Annotated in this window: 9 protein-coding genes and 2 tRNA genes; 5 read left to right on the top strand and 6 right to left on the bottom strand. The window is 55.7% G+C overall.

Annotated features, from left to right (window positions below; translation table 11 throughout):
• Positions 1-23: 23 nt before the first annotated feature.
• Both csdA and csdE read left to right on the top strand, forming a co-directional pair.
• A complete protein-coding gene (csdA, locus tag CTZ24_RS12825; protein WP_208723717.1) occupies positions 24-1,229 on the top strand; it encodes a cysteine desulfurase CsdA in 1,206 nt (401 codons plus the stop codon).
• A 4-nt stretch (positions 1,230-1,233) separates the two neighbouring features.
• Positions 1,234-1,680 carry a cysteine desulfurase sulfur acceptor subunit CsdE gene (gene csdE / locus CTZ24_RS12820; protein ID WP_208723716.1) on the top strand — a complete coding sequence of 149 codons (447 nt, stop codon included), beginning with the start codon at positions 1,234-1,236 and terminating at the stop codon, positions 1,678-1,680.
• Here the strand turns inward: csdE and tcdA are convergent.
• Positions 1,677-2,480: a tRNA cyclic N6-threonylcarbamoyladenosine(37) synthase TcdA gene (tcdA, locus tag CTZ24_RS12815; protein WP_208723715.1), complete on the bottom strand. Its 804-nt coding sequence runs from the start codon at positions 2,478-2,480 to the stop codon at positions 1,677-1,679. The two genes, csdE and tcdA, sit on opposite strands and share 4 nt — an antisense overlap.
• A 47-nt stretch (positions 2,481-2,527) precedes the next feature.
• Positions 2,528-3,676, bottom strand: coding sequence for a murein transglycosylase A (gene mltA, locus CTZ24_RS12810; RefSeq protein ID WP_021184559.1), 1,149 nt, complete (start codon positions 3,674-3,676; stop codon positions 2,528-2,530).
• 204 nt (positions 3,677-3,880) lie between these two features.
• On the opposite strand from mltA, the gene CTZ24_RS12805 reads away from it, so the two are divergent.
• A tRNA-Met gene (locus CTZ24_RS12805) sits at positions 3,881-3,957 on the top strand.
• 53 nt (positions 3,958-4,010) lie between these two features.
• Positions 4,011-4,087 (top strand) — tRNA-Met (locus tag CTZ24_RS12800).
• A gap of 74 nt (positions 4,088-4,161) precedes the next feature.
• On the opposite strand, the gene amiC is transcribed toward CTZ24_RS12800, so the two are convergent.
• On the bottom strand, positions 4,162-5,406 hold the full coding sequence (amiC, locus tag CTZ24_RS12795; protein ID WP_021184560.1) for an N-acetylmuramoyl-L-alanine amidase AmiC: 1,245 nt from the start codon (positions 5,404-5,406) through the stop codon (positions 4,162-4,164).
• 232 nt (positions 5,407-5,638) lie between these two features.
• Between amiC and argA the strand changes: the two genes are divergently transcribed.
• Entirely contained in the window at positions 5,639-6,967 is a 1,329-nt protein-coding gene (gene argA, locus CTZ24_RS12790) for an amino-acid N-acetyltransferase (protein WP_208723714.1), read from the top strand.
• An 83-nt stretch (positions 6,968-7,050) separates the two neighbouring features.
• On the opposite strand, the gene recD is transcribed toward argA, so the two are convergent.
• Genes recD through ptrA form a run of 3 tightly spaced genes read right to left on the bottom strand, consistent with a single transcriptional unit; the run spans position 7,051 to position 15,316 of the window.
• On the bottom strand, positions 7,051-8,886 hold the full coding sequence (recD, locus tag CTZ24_RS12785; RefSeq protein WP_208723713.1) for an exodeoxyribonuclease V subunit alpha: 1,836 nt from the start codon (positions 8,884-8,886) through the stop codon (positions 7,051-7,053).
• Positions 8,883-12,422: an exodeoxyribonuclease V subunit beta gene (gene recB, locus CTZ24_RS12780; protein ID WP_208723712.1), complete on the bottom strand. Its 3,540-nt coding sequence runs from the start codon at positions 12,420-12,422 to the stop codon at positions 8,883-8,885. The genes recD and recB overlap by 4 nt, the downstream gene beginning before the upstream one ends.
• Entirely contained in the window at positions 12,419-15,316 is a 2,898-nt protein-coding gene (gene ptrA, locus CTZ24_RS12775) for a pitrilysin (RefSeq protein WP_208723711.1), read from the bottom strand. The genes recB and ptrA overlap by 4 nt, the downstream gene beginning before the upstream one ends.
• Between the last annotated feature and the right edge of the window lie 19 nt (positions 15,317-15,335).

Raw genomic sequence — 15,335 nt, 5'->3', positions numbered from 1 at the left:
AAACTCATCACAACAGGCCGGATATGACCATTTTTACGCCCACCGCTTTTCGCCAGCAATTCCCCGCGCTGGCTGATGCTGGTGTCTATCTCGACAGCGCCGCCACCGCCCTGAAACCGCTGGCGGTGATTGAGGCCACGCAACAATTCTATTCCCTGAGCGCCGGGACGGTACATCGCAGCCAGTTTGCCGCCGCGCGTGCCTTGACAGAACAATATGAACAGGCACGCGGCCTGGTCGCACGCTGGCTGAATGCTGCCGATGACCGACAAATTATCTGGACGCGTGGGACCACTGAAGCCATCAACCTGGTGGCAAACAGCTGGCTGGCTCCGCGTCTGCAACCTGGCGATGAAATTGTGGTGAGTGAGGCGGAGCACCACGCCAATCTGGTGCCCTGGTTGATGGTGGCGCAAGCAAAAGGCGCAAAAGTGGTGAAATGGCCGCTGGGGGCCAATCGCCTGCCCGATATTCAGCAGTTGCCTCACTTACTGAACTCACGTACCCGTCTGCTGGCTATCGGTCAGATGTCGAATGTCACCGGTGGTTGCCCGGACCTGGCGCAGGCGATTCAGCTGGCACATGCCGTGGGTGCCAAAGTGATGGTCGATGGCGCACAGGGTGTGGTGCATTGCGCACCGGATGTGCAGGCTGAAGATATCGATTTTTATGCGTTCTCCGGCCATAAGTTGTACGGGCCGATGGGTATTGGCGTGCTGTATGGCAAGGCGGAATTACTCGAAGCCATGTCCCCCTGGCAAGGTGGCGGCAAAATGTTGACGCAGGTGGATTTCAGCGGTTTCACCCCACAACCGGTGCCGTGGCGTTTTGAGGCGGGTACACCGAATGTGGCAGGGGTGATTGGCTTAAGCGCTGCGCTGCGGTGGCTCAGCCAGCACAACGCGGAAAAGATGGAGATGTGGAGCCAGCAACTGGCAAGCCTCGCCGAAGAACAGCTGAGCGCCCTGCCCGGTTTCCGCAGTTTCCGCTGCGGCAGCAGCAGCCTGCTGGCGTTCGATATCGCGGGTATCCATCATAGCGATATCGTCACACTGCTGGCAGAACATGGCATCGCGTTGCGCGCCGGTCAACATTGCGCCCAGCCCCTGATGGCGGCACTGGGTGTCAGCGGCACGCTGCGTGTCTCGTTCGCCCCCTATAATAACTTGCAGGACGTGGACGCGCTGGTGCGCGCCATGCATAGCGCCGTGGATTTACTGAGTGAATAATACAATGAGCACAGCCCTTCTCGCCCCGCACCCGTTTGGTGATCTGATTACCGAGGCCAGCCTGACGGAGAAATTCAGCCATTTTTATCAGTGGGAAGACCGTTATCGTCAGTTGATTCAGTTGAGTCGTCAGTTGCCTGCTTTACCGGAGGATTTAAAATCCGCTGAAATCGAACTGACTGGCTGTGAGAATCGCGTCTGGCTGAGTAGCCAGCTACAAAGCAATGGCACCTTACATTTCTATGGCGACAGTGAAGGTCGCATCGTGCGTGGCTTGCTGGCGGTGCTACTCACCGCGGTCGAAGGGAAAACGCCAGCCGCCCTGCTGCAACAGGACCCACTGGCGCTGTTTGATACGCTTGGCCTGCGCGCTCAGCTCAGCGCCTCTCGCAGCAGCGGATTGCAGGCACTGGCCGACGCAGTGCAACGTGCCGCACGCCAGCATATTTAATGTTGCCGCGCTGCTCGCGCGAGGAATTTCTTCAACGCGTGTGAAACCGCGATAAAACCAAAGGTCGCGGTCACCATCGTCGCAGCGCCAAATCCGGCGGCGCAATCCATCCGCTTCGGACCTTCTGCGGTGCTGCGGGATGCACAGACGCTGCCGTCTGGTTGCGGATAGACCAGTGCCTCCGTCGAAAACACGCAATCGATGCCCAGCTTACCTTTGCTGTTCTTCTTCACACCAAAATCGTTTTTCAAACGCTCACGGAGTTTCGCCGCCAGCGGATCCTGAATGGTCTTCGCCAGATCGCTTACCTGGATCTGCGTCGGATCAATCTGTCCACCGGCACCACCGGTGGTGATCAACGGAATCTTGTTGCGCCGACACCAGGCAATCAGCGCCGCTTTGGGCCGTACGCTATCGATCGCATCGATCACATAATCGAAGCCGACCGGCAGCAGTTCTGCGCTGTTTTCCGGCGTGATGAAATCATCGATACAGATGACCTCACATTCCGGGTTAATCGCGCGGATACGCTCCGCCATCACCTCAGTTTTTGCCTGGCCCACTTTGCCCTGCAACGCATGAATCTGCCGGTTAGTATTGGTGATACAGACATCGTCCATATCAATCAGGGTGATTTTACCGATCCCAGTACGCGCCAGTGCCTCTGCCGCCCAGGAACCCACACCGCCAATGCCAATCACGCAAAAATGGGCGTCGGCAAAACGCTGCAACGCATCCTGCCCATACAGACGCGCCGTGCCGCCAAAGCGTTGCCGCCAGGCGTCGCTAACCACTGTCATAACAAACCTTACTGATCGTGCGAGCGATAACGCCCGCAGAGGAAAATTTAATTGGAACCTAACAACAACGAACCATTATTGCCGCTTTGTGCGGTGCTGAACAGCGGTTGACCGGCTCCCGGTGCCGCTTTAAGCACCCAGACACGACCATAATGGTTGTAGAAACCAGCCAAATGAGCGGCATCCGGGCCGACGCCCTGATAGATGTCAAAATGCTGGCCTTTAATCGCACCACCGACATCCAGCGCCACCATCAGACGCATTTCATACTTACCGTTAAACTTGCCCTTCTCGTTTAACTGCGGCACTTCCGCCAGCAGCGCCGTCCCGGCAGGGATCAGCGAACGGTCAGAGGCCACCGAAGCCTTGGCTATCAGCGGCACGGCGCTGGCACCACGTACCGGTACATACTCTTCCGGTTTGAAGAACACGAAAGATTGGTTGGTTTCCAGCAGTGCACGCACCTCTTCTGGTGAATGTGTCTGCGCCCACTGACGAATCGCCTGCATCGACATATCTTCGCGTTTCACTTCACCACGATCGATCAGCTCCTTTCCAATGCTATGGTAAGCCCAGCCGTTTTTACCGCCGTAACCAAAGAAGCGCAGTGGCCGCCCATCGCCGAAGTCGACATAGCCGCTGCCCTGAACATCCATCATAAAGTTGTCGATCAGCGAGTTGCTGTAAGCAATAACATAACGGTCATCGAGGCCGCCGCTATAGATAGAAGCGCGGCTGGGTAATTTTTGCCCACTGCGGCGAGGCGGCATACGATAAATCGGGTACTGGAATTCGCCCTGACGGGTATAACGTGCTTCGACCACCGGGGTGTAGTAACCGGTGAACTGCACGTTGCCGTAGTTATCCGTCCCTTCCATCTGATAAGCGTTAAGGCCGAATTGACGCAACTGACGGGTATCACCGCCTGACATCAGCCAGTTTTCAATCGCGCTGTAGGTACCGGTGTTGCGGCCATACAACCCGGAGGACGCAGACTGAATCTGACGAACCTGATCGCCAAAGTCCCGGCCATTGACCGGACGCCCTTTCGCATTCGGCTGGTTCACCAGGCCCAGCGGCTGATCCAACTTGCCATCTATATATTGCTGGCCACGATCCGTAGGTTTGGAGCTACAACCCGCCAACAGCGCGAGAAATGCGCCAGTAAGTGCATACTTCACACGATTTGCTTTCATGACCTTCTCTTTTTATCGATAGTTTGCATGGCGACGATAGCAAAGGGGCCGACAGAATGAAATCCGCCACCCAGTGCGACCTTGATATACGTACAATAAATAACCTATTGGAGGTTTTATTCACCAACTGGCTGTAAATTTTGTGCTTTCTGTCAAAAAGGGGTTGCATCGCGGCGCGTGCGGAGTATAGTGCGCATCCACGGACGCGGGGTGGAGCAGCCTGGTAGCTCGTCGGGCTCATAACCCGAAGGTCGTCGGTTCAAATCCGGCCCCCGCAACCAACTCTTCTTAGATGAAGAGAGACAATGTGAAAAGTCGCACAGCGACAGACGGACGCGGGGTGGAGCAGCCTGGTAGCTCGTCGGGCTCATAACCCGAAGGTCGTCGGTTCAAATCCGGCCCCCGCAACCAATACAAATAAGCACCTTAACGGGTGTTTTTTTGTTTTTATCGTCTGGAGAATCGCGGCATCCTTGCCACAACCATCAGCGATGCGCCAGCACCGCCCCCTTCTCGAAATACGCTTTGATGCCATGCAGAATAGCTTCCGCTACCTGATGCTGGTAACGCGCTGTACGTAGCTTCCTTTCTTCTTCCACATTACTGATAAACGCCGTCTCTACCAGAATCGACGGGATATCAGGCGCTTTTAACACCGCAAAACCGGCCTGATCCACCGTACGTTTATGCAAATGGTTGATGTGCCCCATGCGCGACAACACCTCTTTACCAAACTTCAGGCTGTCATGGATGGTCTGCCGCTGCACCATGTCGAACATGGTGTGGTCGAGATAACGGTCGCCGCTCATGCTGACGCCACCAATCAAGTCTGATTCATTCTGGGTTTGTGCCAGAAAGCGTGCCGCGGCAGAGGTTGCGCCGCTGGTGGAAAGCGCAAACACCGACGAACCGCGCGCCGCGCGGCTGGTAAAGGCATCGGCGTGAATTGACACAAACAAATCCGCACGCTGCTTGCGCGCTTTTGCCACCCGGACACGCAACGGGATAAATACATCTTCGTTGCGCGTCATATAGGCTTTCATATTGGGTTGTTTGTCGATCAGCGCCTTCAGATAACGCCCCATCTTCAACACAATATCTTTTTCACGCGTTTTGTATTTGCCATGTGCGCCCGGATCTTCCCCGCCATGCCCTGGATCGATCATGATGATAATCGGGCGGTCCCGTCCGGCTTTACCCGGTAACGGGGCCTGCGCAGGTTGATCGCGATCCAGATCGCCCTGATTGTAATCCTGGAGTAACGCCAGTAAGGGATCCTCTTCCGGCTGACGCTGGCTGGGATAAAGATCGACCACCAACCGGTGCTTAATCCCCGCAACCGGATCGAGGGTGAAGCTGCGTGGTGCCACGCTGCGCTTCAGTTCCAGTACAATACGCACCGTATTGGGATCGAACTGCCCCACGCGGGCTGTTTTGATATAGGGATCATCAACGCGCACCAGTTTATCGACGCCTTTCAGCACCGGATTGATATGCAGATTGTTGATGTCGATAACCAGACGGTCGGGATGACTCAGCGTGAATTGTTTGTATTGCAGGGGAACATTGGATTCCAGCGTAACGCGCGAGTACGTCGACGAAGGCCAGATGCGCACGGCCACAATATGCTGGCTGGCCGCCAGCCCGCTGCGCGTCACGCTCAGCAACCATAGCGCGCCCGCTCCCTGCAATAATCGTCGGCGTGAAAAAAAAGGATTTACGTCAAACATGCCTCTCCAGCTACTGCGTAATGTCTAAAATATCGCCAGTTGAGTAAAAGAAGATGAAAACTTTAGCCAGTCCCTGGTGCCTTCCCACTCAGGAAAAGCCAGATAATGCAGGCTGTTAGCACAGGTTGCATCAGAAAATTCGTAAAGTAACGTCAGGCTGGCCGCTTGCATTACGGCGCAATAAAGCATAAAAATACAAAAATTTCGAATAACCATTCACAGAGGGTTTGCCGTGAAGGAACGTAGTACTGAACTGGTTCAGGGTTTTCGCCATACCGTTCCCTATATAAATGCCCACCGTGGCAAGACCTTTGTCATCATGCTGGGTGGCGAGGCCATCGAGCATGATAACTTCTCCAGCATCGTTAACGACATCGGTCTGTTGCATAGCCTTGGCATCCGCCTGGTGGTGGTTTACGGCGCCCGTCCGCAGATTGATGCCAGCATGGCACAGCATCAACTGGAGCCGACTTATCATAAACATACGCGTGTTACCGATGCGCAATCGCTGGAGCTGGTGAAACAGGCGGCAGGTCGTTTACAGCTGGATATCACCGCGCGTCTGTCGATGAGCCTGAACAACACCCCTTTGCAGGGCGCGCATATTAACGTGGTCAGCGGCAACTTCATCATCGCCCAACCTCTTGGCGTCGATGATGGCGTGGATTACTGCCACAGTGGACGCATTCGTCGTATCGACGAAGAGGCAATCCATCGTCAGCTGGATAACGGGGCGATTGTGCTGCTTGGTCCGGTTGCTGTTTCCGTTACCGGTGAGAGTTTTAACCTGACTTCAGAAGAAGTCGCTACCCAACTGGCGATCAAACTGAAAGCGGAAAAAATGATCGGCTTCTGTTCTGAACAGGGCGTGACCAACCGCGATGGCAATATCATTTCCGAACTGTTCCCGAACGACGCCCAGGCGCGTATTGATGAAATGGAAAAGGAAGGTGATTTTCTCTCTGGCACGGTGCGTTTTCTGCGTGGCGCAGTCAAAGCCTGCCGCAGCGGCGTGCGTCGCAGCCATTTAATCAGCTATCAGGAAGATGGCGCGCTGTTGCAGGAGTTGTTCTCGCGTGACGGTATCGGCACACAGATTGTCATGGAGTCTGCCGAACAGATTCGTCGTGCCACCATCAATGATATTGGTGGCATTCTGGAGCTGATTCGCCCGCTGGAACAACAAGGGATTCTGGTACGTCGGTCACGCGAGCAACTGGAAATGGAGATCGACAAGTTCACCATCATCGAACGCGATAACCTGACCATTGCCTGCGCGGCACTCTACCCGTTCCCGGACGAACAAATTGGCGAGATGGCCTGTGTGGCCGTTCATCCGGATTATCGTAGCTCGTCACGCGGCGAAGCACTGCTGCAACGTGTGGCATTGCAGGCACGGCAGATGGGTCTGAAAAAGCTGTTCGTGCTCACCACCCGCAGCATTCATTGGTTCCAGGAACGCGGTTTCACACCGGTGGACATTGAATCGCTGCCGGAGAGCAAGAAAAAGATGTACAACTATCAGCGCCGTTCTAAAGTGTTGATGGCAGATTTGCGCTAACTGTTCCGCCTGCCGTAGCGGCGCGATTCATCGCGCGATTTCGTGCGCGATGCCAATAAAAACCCGCGCGATAAATCCCGCCGCTACGAAACCAATCTCTCCAGCAATCCACTTCTGCGCTGCGTGCGCAGTTGTACCGCACGGCGGAATACCCCTTCATCGCTGAACAACGTCAATTGATGGCGTGCACGGGTAATGGCGGTATAAATCAGTTCACGGGTCAGCACCGGCAGAAACTGCGCCGGCATGACCAGCGCGGTATGATCAAACTCCGATCCCTGGGATTTATGCACCGTCATCACCCAAGCCGTATCATGCGTCGGTAAGCGGCTGGGCTGAACGGCTTTGATGGTGCCATCCGGTAACGGGAAGAAGACTTTCAGCAGTCCCTCTTCGTCCAGTAAGGTAATGCCAATGTCGCCATTGAACAGCCCCAATGCGCTGTCGTTGCGCGTCACCATCACCGGTCGCCCCTGATACCAGCGACTGCCCCCAGTCGGACGACGCAGCAATTGCAACTGAATCAGTTTCTGTTCAATACGCTGATTAAGCCCCTGAACACCAAAAGGCCCTTCACGTAACGCACACAACAGCTGATAACGGCCAAAAGCATGAATAATCGTGGCGGGGTCGGCTCGTTCGGCAACCAGGTTCAGGTAGGGTCGATATCCCTCTGCGACCTGTGTCAGCATCGTCTGATACGCCTCAGTATCGCTCAACGGCTGGCGAGAGATATCGCTGAAGCCCGCACCAAACACCCGTTCGACCGCAACCACATCACCCTGATTAACGGCGGCTGCTAACTGACCGATACCGGATTGTGCGTCGAAGCGGTAACTTTTGCGTAGCAGGCAAATGGCATCACGTACCTGTGGAGCCTGGGGATCTTCCCTGCCCGTCAGATGACATCCGGTCAGTTGACTCAGCAGTGCTGCACGTACCGGACTATAACCCGCCTCCGCACAGCGACAGATATCCCCCAACACCGCCCCGGCCTCTACCGATGCAAGCTGATCGCGATCGCCGAGGAAGATGACGCGAGCCTGTGGCGGCAACGCGGCAATCAGGTTCGCCATCATGCCAAGGTCAACCATTGAGGCCTCATCCACGACCAGCACGTCCAGATGCAGAGGATTACCGGCATGATAGCGCAGGCGTTGTGTCTCCGGCTGCGCCCCCAATAAACGATGTAACGTGGTGGCTTCTGCCGGGAAGCAGAAGCGTTCTTCCTCGCTGACGTCAAGTTGCCGTAACGCCTTACCGAGCGATTCCGTCAGGCGTGCCGCCGCTTTGCCGGTCGGTGCGGCCAGTTGAATGCGCAGTGGGTCCTTACTCAGCCGGATTAGCGCCGCCAACAATTTTGCCACCGTGGTGGTTTTCCCGGTGCCTGGCCCACCAGAAATCACCGCGGTTTTCTGCGTTAACGCCACCGCAGCGGCAATTTTCTGCCAGTCTTCTGCCTGGGTACCAAACAACACATCCAGCACCGAGCGCACCACTTCTGGCGCGAATTGCTGTGGTGCAGCATCCACACGGAAAAAGCGTGCGACCTGACCTTCGTTCTGCCATAAGCGATGCAGGTAGAGCCGCTGTTGCGTCAGTACCATCGGGGTAGCCTGTGAGCCATCACTCAGCGCGGGCCAATCGTGAAACGCCGCTTGCCAGTCTTGCGGGGCACCCGCAGCCTGCCACATCGCCTGGGCCAGCTCAGGATGTCGGCCATTAAATAATTGCTCCGCCGTCAATTGTGTCAAAGGCAGGCAAACGTGCCCCTCACCGGCCTCCGCGCTCAGACAGGCCGCCGCCAGCAAACGTGCCGGTTGAGTGTCATCTGCCAACAGGCAGGCAAACTGGATATCGAGCGGGCGCAACAAACGCAACGCCATCGCCTGAGTCAGCAGCGCAGTCATGCTACTCATGATGTCGCTCCTTCGCCGCGAAACAGGTTATCCAGTTGGGTAATGAATGCGTGGGAGGGGCGGGTATGGAACACCCCATTGGCAGGCGAGCTGCCATCCATGCCGCGCAAAAACAGATAGAATACGCCACCGAAATGCTGTTCATAGTCGTAATCCACCAGGCGATGCTCCAGATAACGGTGTAGTGCCAGGCTGTAGAGTTGGTACTGCAAATCGTAACGGTGGTCGATCATCGCCTGGGCCATCGCCTGCGGCGTGTAAGCGTCATGACTGTCACCCAACCAGTTAGATTTGTAATCCAGCAAATAATATTTCCCCTGCCAGCGAAACACTAAATCGATAAAGCCTTTCAGCATGCCCTGCACCTGACGAAAATCGAGAGCTGGCGCCTGGCGGGATAATTCGTCATGGCTTTTGACCAACTTATCCATTTTTTCGGCCAGCAACATGCCCTCAATCGGCAGATAAAACGCCATCTCTACCAGGCGATCTTTTGTCTGCACTCCTGCCAGCTGAATACCCTGCTCATCAAGCGGTGTACTGACGACCCTGGCAATCCATGCGCTCAACATCGGCTGCCAGTGCAGCGGATAACCATTCTGTTGCAGATGCTGCTCCAGCACCGCTTCCGTTGGCGGTTGAGTGAAATCCAGCGACTCAAACAATTCATGCAGAAAGGTGCCGGGGGCGGCACCACGCGGGAAATGGTGGGGCGTCAACGCTGATGGTTGAGGTTCACCCGACTCATCGCCAGATGCTTCCACATCAAACCCAGGCATGACCTCCAGCAAACGACTGCTGCCATGCTGCTGCAAGCCTGAATAGCTGGTAACGCGCCAAGGTTCGGCCAGCACACGCGTGACCTCCCGTGCGCTTAATGTCTCTTCACTGACGGTCTGCGCTTGCCAGCGCGTGGCATCGGACTCCCCGGCCAGCACCACTTCGGTACCGTCAGCGTTCATCTCCGCCAGCAACGCCGCCAACTGCTCCGCTGTTGCCGCCTCACCGCGTTGCAGCAGATAACCCAACGCGCTTTTATGCAGATCGCTGGCTCCCTCTTTCTTTCGCGTGCCACGGAACAGGGGGGCCACGCCAACGCTACAGTGATACACCGAACGCGTCAGCGCCACATATAACAGGCGCAAATCCTCCGCCAGACGCTCCTGTTCTGCCAGCTCAAGGCTGGCCTCATCATTTTGCAGATCAAGCACCGCCCCGAAGTTTTCCCGGTCGTGATACAACGCGCTATCGGCCTCGCGATAACCGGCGGCAAATGGCAGCCAAACAAGGGGATACTGCAACCCTTTCGATTTGTGGATGGTGACTATCTGCACCAGATGGCGATCGCTTTCCAGACGCAATTGCTGACTGGCCGCCTGACTGTCCGGGCGGGCAATCTGCTGCGCCAGATGACGCACCAGGGCATGAGGACTGTCAAGCTGGCTGGCCGCCTCCTGCAACAGCTCGCCAAGATGCAGCAAGTCAGTCAGACGACGCTCACCGTTTTCGGAAGCCAGCAGGTTTTCCGCCAGTTGACGCTCCAGCATCATCTCCCGCAGCATGGGCAATACACCACGTTGCTGCCACACCAACTGCCAGCGGGCAAAAGTATCCACCAGTTGATCCCATCCGCGCGCATCCTGGTCAAGCGCATCCAGTTGCGCCGCATCAAAGGCAAACAATGAGGTTGCCAGGGCGGTACGCAGCATACGCTCCTGTTCCGGTGCCAAAACCGCCTGTAGCAGCCACAGCAGTTCACGCGCTTCCGGCGTGGTATACACGCTATCGCGGTTCGACAGGTATACCGACGGGATCGCCAGCTGATTCAATGCCTCACGAATAAGATTGGCTTCGTTGCGGCTACGGACCAGCACGGTGATGTCGGATGCCTGCACCGGTCGCAAAGCCGGGGCTTTTCCTAACAACGCACGTTGCTGCTGACCAGCCTGCAACCAGCGGCTGATATCCGCCGCACACTGCTGCGCCATCAACTGTTGATAATCCCCCACGCTGGATCCTTCGCCGGGTTGTAACCAAAAACGCAATGCCGCCTGGGGTTGTTGGTCAAGACTCAGGGTCAACGTCTGGTTCGGTACGGCAAAGTTCACTGGCAGAAAAGGAATATCGGCAAACAGAAACGGGGCTTTGAGCCTGGAGAATAGCTGGTTGACGCTTGTCACCATTGATGGTGAGGAGCGCCAGTTGGTATCGAGCGTATAGTGAGCGCTCACATCATTACGGGCGCGGATATAGGTAAAAATATCAGCCCCACGGAAGGCATAAATTGCCTGCTTGGGATCGCCGATCAACAGCAAAGCATGCTCTGGTTGATTAACATACAGCGTGCTGAAAATACGGTATTGCAGCGGATCGGTATCCTGAAATTCATCAATCAGCGCCACCGGGAAACGCTGGCGGATGGCCTGTGCCAACTGTGCCCCGCCGGGTTGTTGCAGCGCTTCATCCAGACGACTCAACAGGTCATCAAAGCCAAGCAGCGCACGCAGACGTTTCTCTTTACGCACCGCCTCACGAACTTCGCTCAGCGCCCGGGCAATCACCAAATCACGCAGAGAAATCGGCTGCGCCAGGAACTGGTCAATCGCGACAAACAATGCGTGACGCGGGGCCTCCCCTTTTTTGGTTTTCTCGTCCAGCACCTGCTGACCAAAACGGGCCAGTTCCGGGGGCACCTGATAGTCCAGCGTCTCGCTGTGCACCCAGAGCGACACTTTGTTAACCCATACCGGCAGATTTTTACTGCTGTAGCTGCGCTTATCGACCCCGGAATCGCTAATCAGGCTAACAATGTCTTCGCCCACCGCAGCCCAGCGCGCTTTAATATCTGCAATACGTGCCAGATTCTGCGCATGTCGCGTAGCCAAAGTTTCATCAGCCGCCGGGGGAGATTGCAGGGTAGGCGTTTCTCCCTGTAACCAGGGACGCAGGGTTGCCAGCAACTGCTCCGGGCCACTCCACTCCGCCACGATGGCTCGCGCCACGTCCAGCGTCAGCGGATAACAGTGACGTCGCCAGAAATCGGCAGAGGCCTGCTTCAGCAGCTGTTGTTCATCTTCAATCAACTGCTGCTCAAACAACATGCCGGATTCAAAGGCATTAAGGTTGAGCATACGCTGACAGAAGCCGTGGATAGTAAAGATTGCCGCTTCGTCCATCTGCCGTTCCGCTGCCAGCAGCAGGGACGCTGCATCCGCTGGTTGCGGCATCTCCGTCAGCAGTTGAGCCAACATCGGGTTGTTGCTGTGACCACGAATACAAGCCAGCCGCAGTTCGTGGATATTTGCGCGAATGCGCCCACGCAATTCTGCGGTCGCGGCTTCCGTGAAAGTCACCACCAGAATCTCTTCCACCGAGAGTGGGCGGGTATAGGCTCGTTCGCCTCCCAACCCTAACAACAACCGCAGGTAAAGCAGACCGATAGTGAAGGTTTTCCCCGTTCCTGCGGATGCCTCAATTAACCGCTCGCCACGCAACGGCAGCGTTAACGGATTGAGCGATTCTGGCTGCAAACTCATTGGGCGTCACTCTTAACCGGCAGCGACTGTTGCAACTGCGAAAGCTCCTGCCAGGTGGTCCAGCCCGGCAACTGAGCATAATCGTCTTTCACCGTGCCATCGTGGCTGCCGCCGATTTGCGAAATCATTGCCATGCCTTGCTGAGCCAGCACCGCCTGATGGAAGAAATCCGCCAGTCCGACGGGGGTCAGTTGTTGAATCTGAGCAATCACTTTTTCACGCGTATCAAAGGCAAAATTCTGCCGGTTGAAATCACGATTGTAGCGATTTGCTTCCTCATCGAGCGTTTGCGGGCGTTGTTGCAGATCGTTGATCATCGCCTGTTGATACTGGGCAAACTCTTCCGGTTTCATGCTGCGCAAACGCTGCTCCGCCTGTGGATAGAAAGCCTGGAAACGTTGCAGCAGGAAAGCGGGTTGTTTGCTGTTGCTTTGCAACAGGAAGCCGATACCCCACTGGCGGCCTACCGGCATCTGGAAAGCAAACACCGCATAACCCAATTGCTCTACGGTGCGCAGTTGGTTGTAGAACCAGGGCTGCACGATTTGGCTCAGCATTGAGCTGTTTGCCATGCTTTGATATTCGCTGTAACCCAGCGGGACATAGAGCGCTGCCAGTGCCGAATCGGTGCTGCTGCCCGCTTTTTGCAGATTGGCTTTAATCGGTTTCTCAATCGACACATAGTCGCTATGCCAGTAACGATGGCCATCGCTTTGCAACTGCTGTTTCAGGTCCTCCCCCAACTGTTTAACCCGGTCAGCAGGGAGATTCCCGACCACGATCATTTCTGGCGTGGCGTGGTGGATCAGTGCATCACGGTAGTCCGTTACCTGCTTCAGGGTGATCTCTTTCACCAGCTTACGGCGCACCTCGCGTTGGGTATAAGGCAACTGCGACAGCATCTGCATTGGCTGAATCGCCAGCTCAAAGGCTTTGCCTTTGTCGGCGGATTCCAGCTGATCAAGGTACCAGGATTTCGCCTGTTCCAGTTGCTGCTCAGTCGGCGTGAAAGTGGCATAGCCTTCCACCAGCTTTTTCAGCAACTCAGGCAAACGCTGAGTGAAGCCACTGGCGTTGAACTCTAGCCCATCGTTTTCTCCGGTGGAGAAACTGATACCGCCAACCGAGGCCTGAGAGTTCAGCTGATCCAGCGCGAGGCTGGAGAGATAGTCATTGAGGCCAAACAACACTTGTTGCTGAGCATCACTGATCGCCGCTTTGTTACGCAGCGCCAGGGTGATGGCAGCTTTAGGTTCACTGGCGTAGAACTGGCTTGGCATCCAGAAAATACGCATGCTGTCGCCCGTAATCAGCGCCACCGGATGGGTATAGGTTTTGCCATCAGACGGCATAATCGAGAAATCTGACGGGATATAAGGGTTAAGCGTCGGCATTGACAGTTGGATGGCAGCCGCGCGCTGTTGCCAGTCACTGAACTGGGCATCGCTGATTTTATCCACCTGATAGGGCGCATTCACAAAGTAGGCTTCTTTGTTGTGCGGCTCCTGCGGGCTGATATACCAGATGCGCGCATTCTGCGGTGTCATCTCCGCCAGACGCGCTTTGATGGCGGCAGGATCATAATCATCCGCCAGGTATGGGGCATCCAACGCATGCTCAATTGGCACGCGCAGCATGGTATCAACCAGCCATTCGATGTAATCCATATCGCGGGTGATGGAGGGATAACGGAAATCCAACGCCAGCACATGGGAAACTTCATCGAAATAGGCTTTGTCGATGCCTTTATTCCGCAGCATATCGAGGTAACTGAAGATCGCCGCGACCACTTCATCACGCTGCGCCAGACCTTTATCAGTCAGGGACACGGTAATGGCAAACACGCCGCTGCTGCGTTCGGTCATCGGATCGGCTCCGGCGTTAACACCGTCCGCCAGCCCCTGGCGCTGTAGCCAGTCATTCAGGGTGTTTTTGCTGCGATTACCGAGTAAATAGCTGATCAATGTATCCGTTTTGCTACGGAAACGGTCACTATTGTTGGCAATGCGGAACTCAATTTTCAGCTGTTTGCGCGGCTGAGCAGGCACATAATGAATAATGATGCCTTTCTGTGCATCAGTCACCACCGGCACACTGATATCCGGCACTTTAGCCTGATGATTGATCACGCGGCCAAACGTTTTCGCGGCGATATCCGCCATTTCCGGCAACGGTTTGTTGCTGTAAATCACCGCTTTCATCAGGTTAGCCGAGTAGTGGCTGTGATAGAAATCGAGCAATGCCTGATGCAGTTTGCTATCAGGTTTATCCTTAAGCGTATCGAGGTTGCCGCCCGAAAAACGCGCACCGGGATGTGCCGGGTTGAGAGTTTCCGCGCCCACCTGCGCCATGCGCAAACCATCGCGCGATCGCGCCATCGTCAATTCCGCATTAACCGCATGACGCTCACGATCGGCATTGACCGGATCCAGCAACGGCTCAGCAATAGCATCGGCCAGACGATCCACCGCCGGTTGCAGTGCATCATTTTCCACTTCCAGATAGAACGCCGTGCGATAAGACGCGGTGCTGGCATTGTGGCTGCCGCCATGTTTTTTCAGGAATTCTGCGAGGTTATCCGGCTGCGGATACAGCTTCGACCCCATCAGCACCATATGTTCCAGATAGTGCGCCAGCCCCAGCTGTTGATTGGGATCATCGAGGGATCCTATCGGTAAGGTCAGTGCTGCCAGCGACTTCGGTGCGGCGGGATCGGAGACTAACAATACGGTCATACCGTTTGTCAGCGTAATGGCCTGGTAGGCGCGTGGATCATGATCGCTCTTACGAATGGTTTCATTGACTGGCTGCCAGCCACGTTGCTCATCAGCCACAGCAACCAATGCCGTGACGCTCAGCAGCAGCGCCGCTATCCAGCGTGCGTAAATCCGCATTTAAACCCCTTACGTTACC

It is taken from the genome of Pantoea phytobeneficialis, from assembly GCF_009728735.1.
Taxonomy (GTDB): domain Bacteria; phylum Pseudomonadota; class Gammaproteobacteria; order Enterobacterales; family Enterobacteriaceae; genus Pantoea; species Pantoea phytobeneficialis.
The sequence above is the reverse complement of the archived record's forward strand: the minus strand, read 5'-3'. Positions and strand labels throughout refer to the sequence as shown.

Coding starts and splice junctions, on each gene's coding strand:
- csdA (WP_208723717.1), top strand. CDS start 24: ATGACCATTTTTACGCCCACCGCTTTTCGCCAGCAATTCCCCGCGCTG.
- csdE (WP_208723716.1), top strand. CDS start 1,234: ATGAGCACAGCCCTTCTCGCCCCGCACCCGTTTGGTGATCTGATTACC.
- tcdA (WP_208723715.1), bottom strand. CDS start 2,480: ATGACAGTGGTTAGCGACGCCTGGCGGCAACGCTTTGGCGGCACGGCG.
- mltA (WP_021184559.1), bottom strand. CDS start 3,676: ATGAAAGCAAATCGTGTGAAGTATGCACTTACTGGCGCATTTCTCGCG.
- amiC (WP_021184560.1), bottom strand. CDS start 5,406: ATGTTTGACGTAAATCCTTTTTTTTCACGCCGACGATTATTGCAGGGA.
- recD (WP_208723713.1), bottom strand. CDS start 8,886: ATGAGTAGCATGACTGCGCTGCTGACTCAGGCGATGGCGTTGCGTTTG.
- recB (WP_208723712.1), bottom strand. CDS start 12,422: ATGAGTTTGCAGCCAGAATCGCTCAATCCGTTAACGCTGCCGTTGCGT.
- ptrA (WP_208723711.1), bottom strand. CDS start 15,316: ATGCGGATTTACGCACGCTGGATAGCGGCGCTGCTGCTGAGCGTCACG.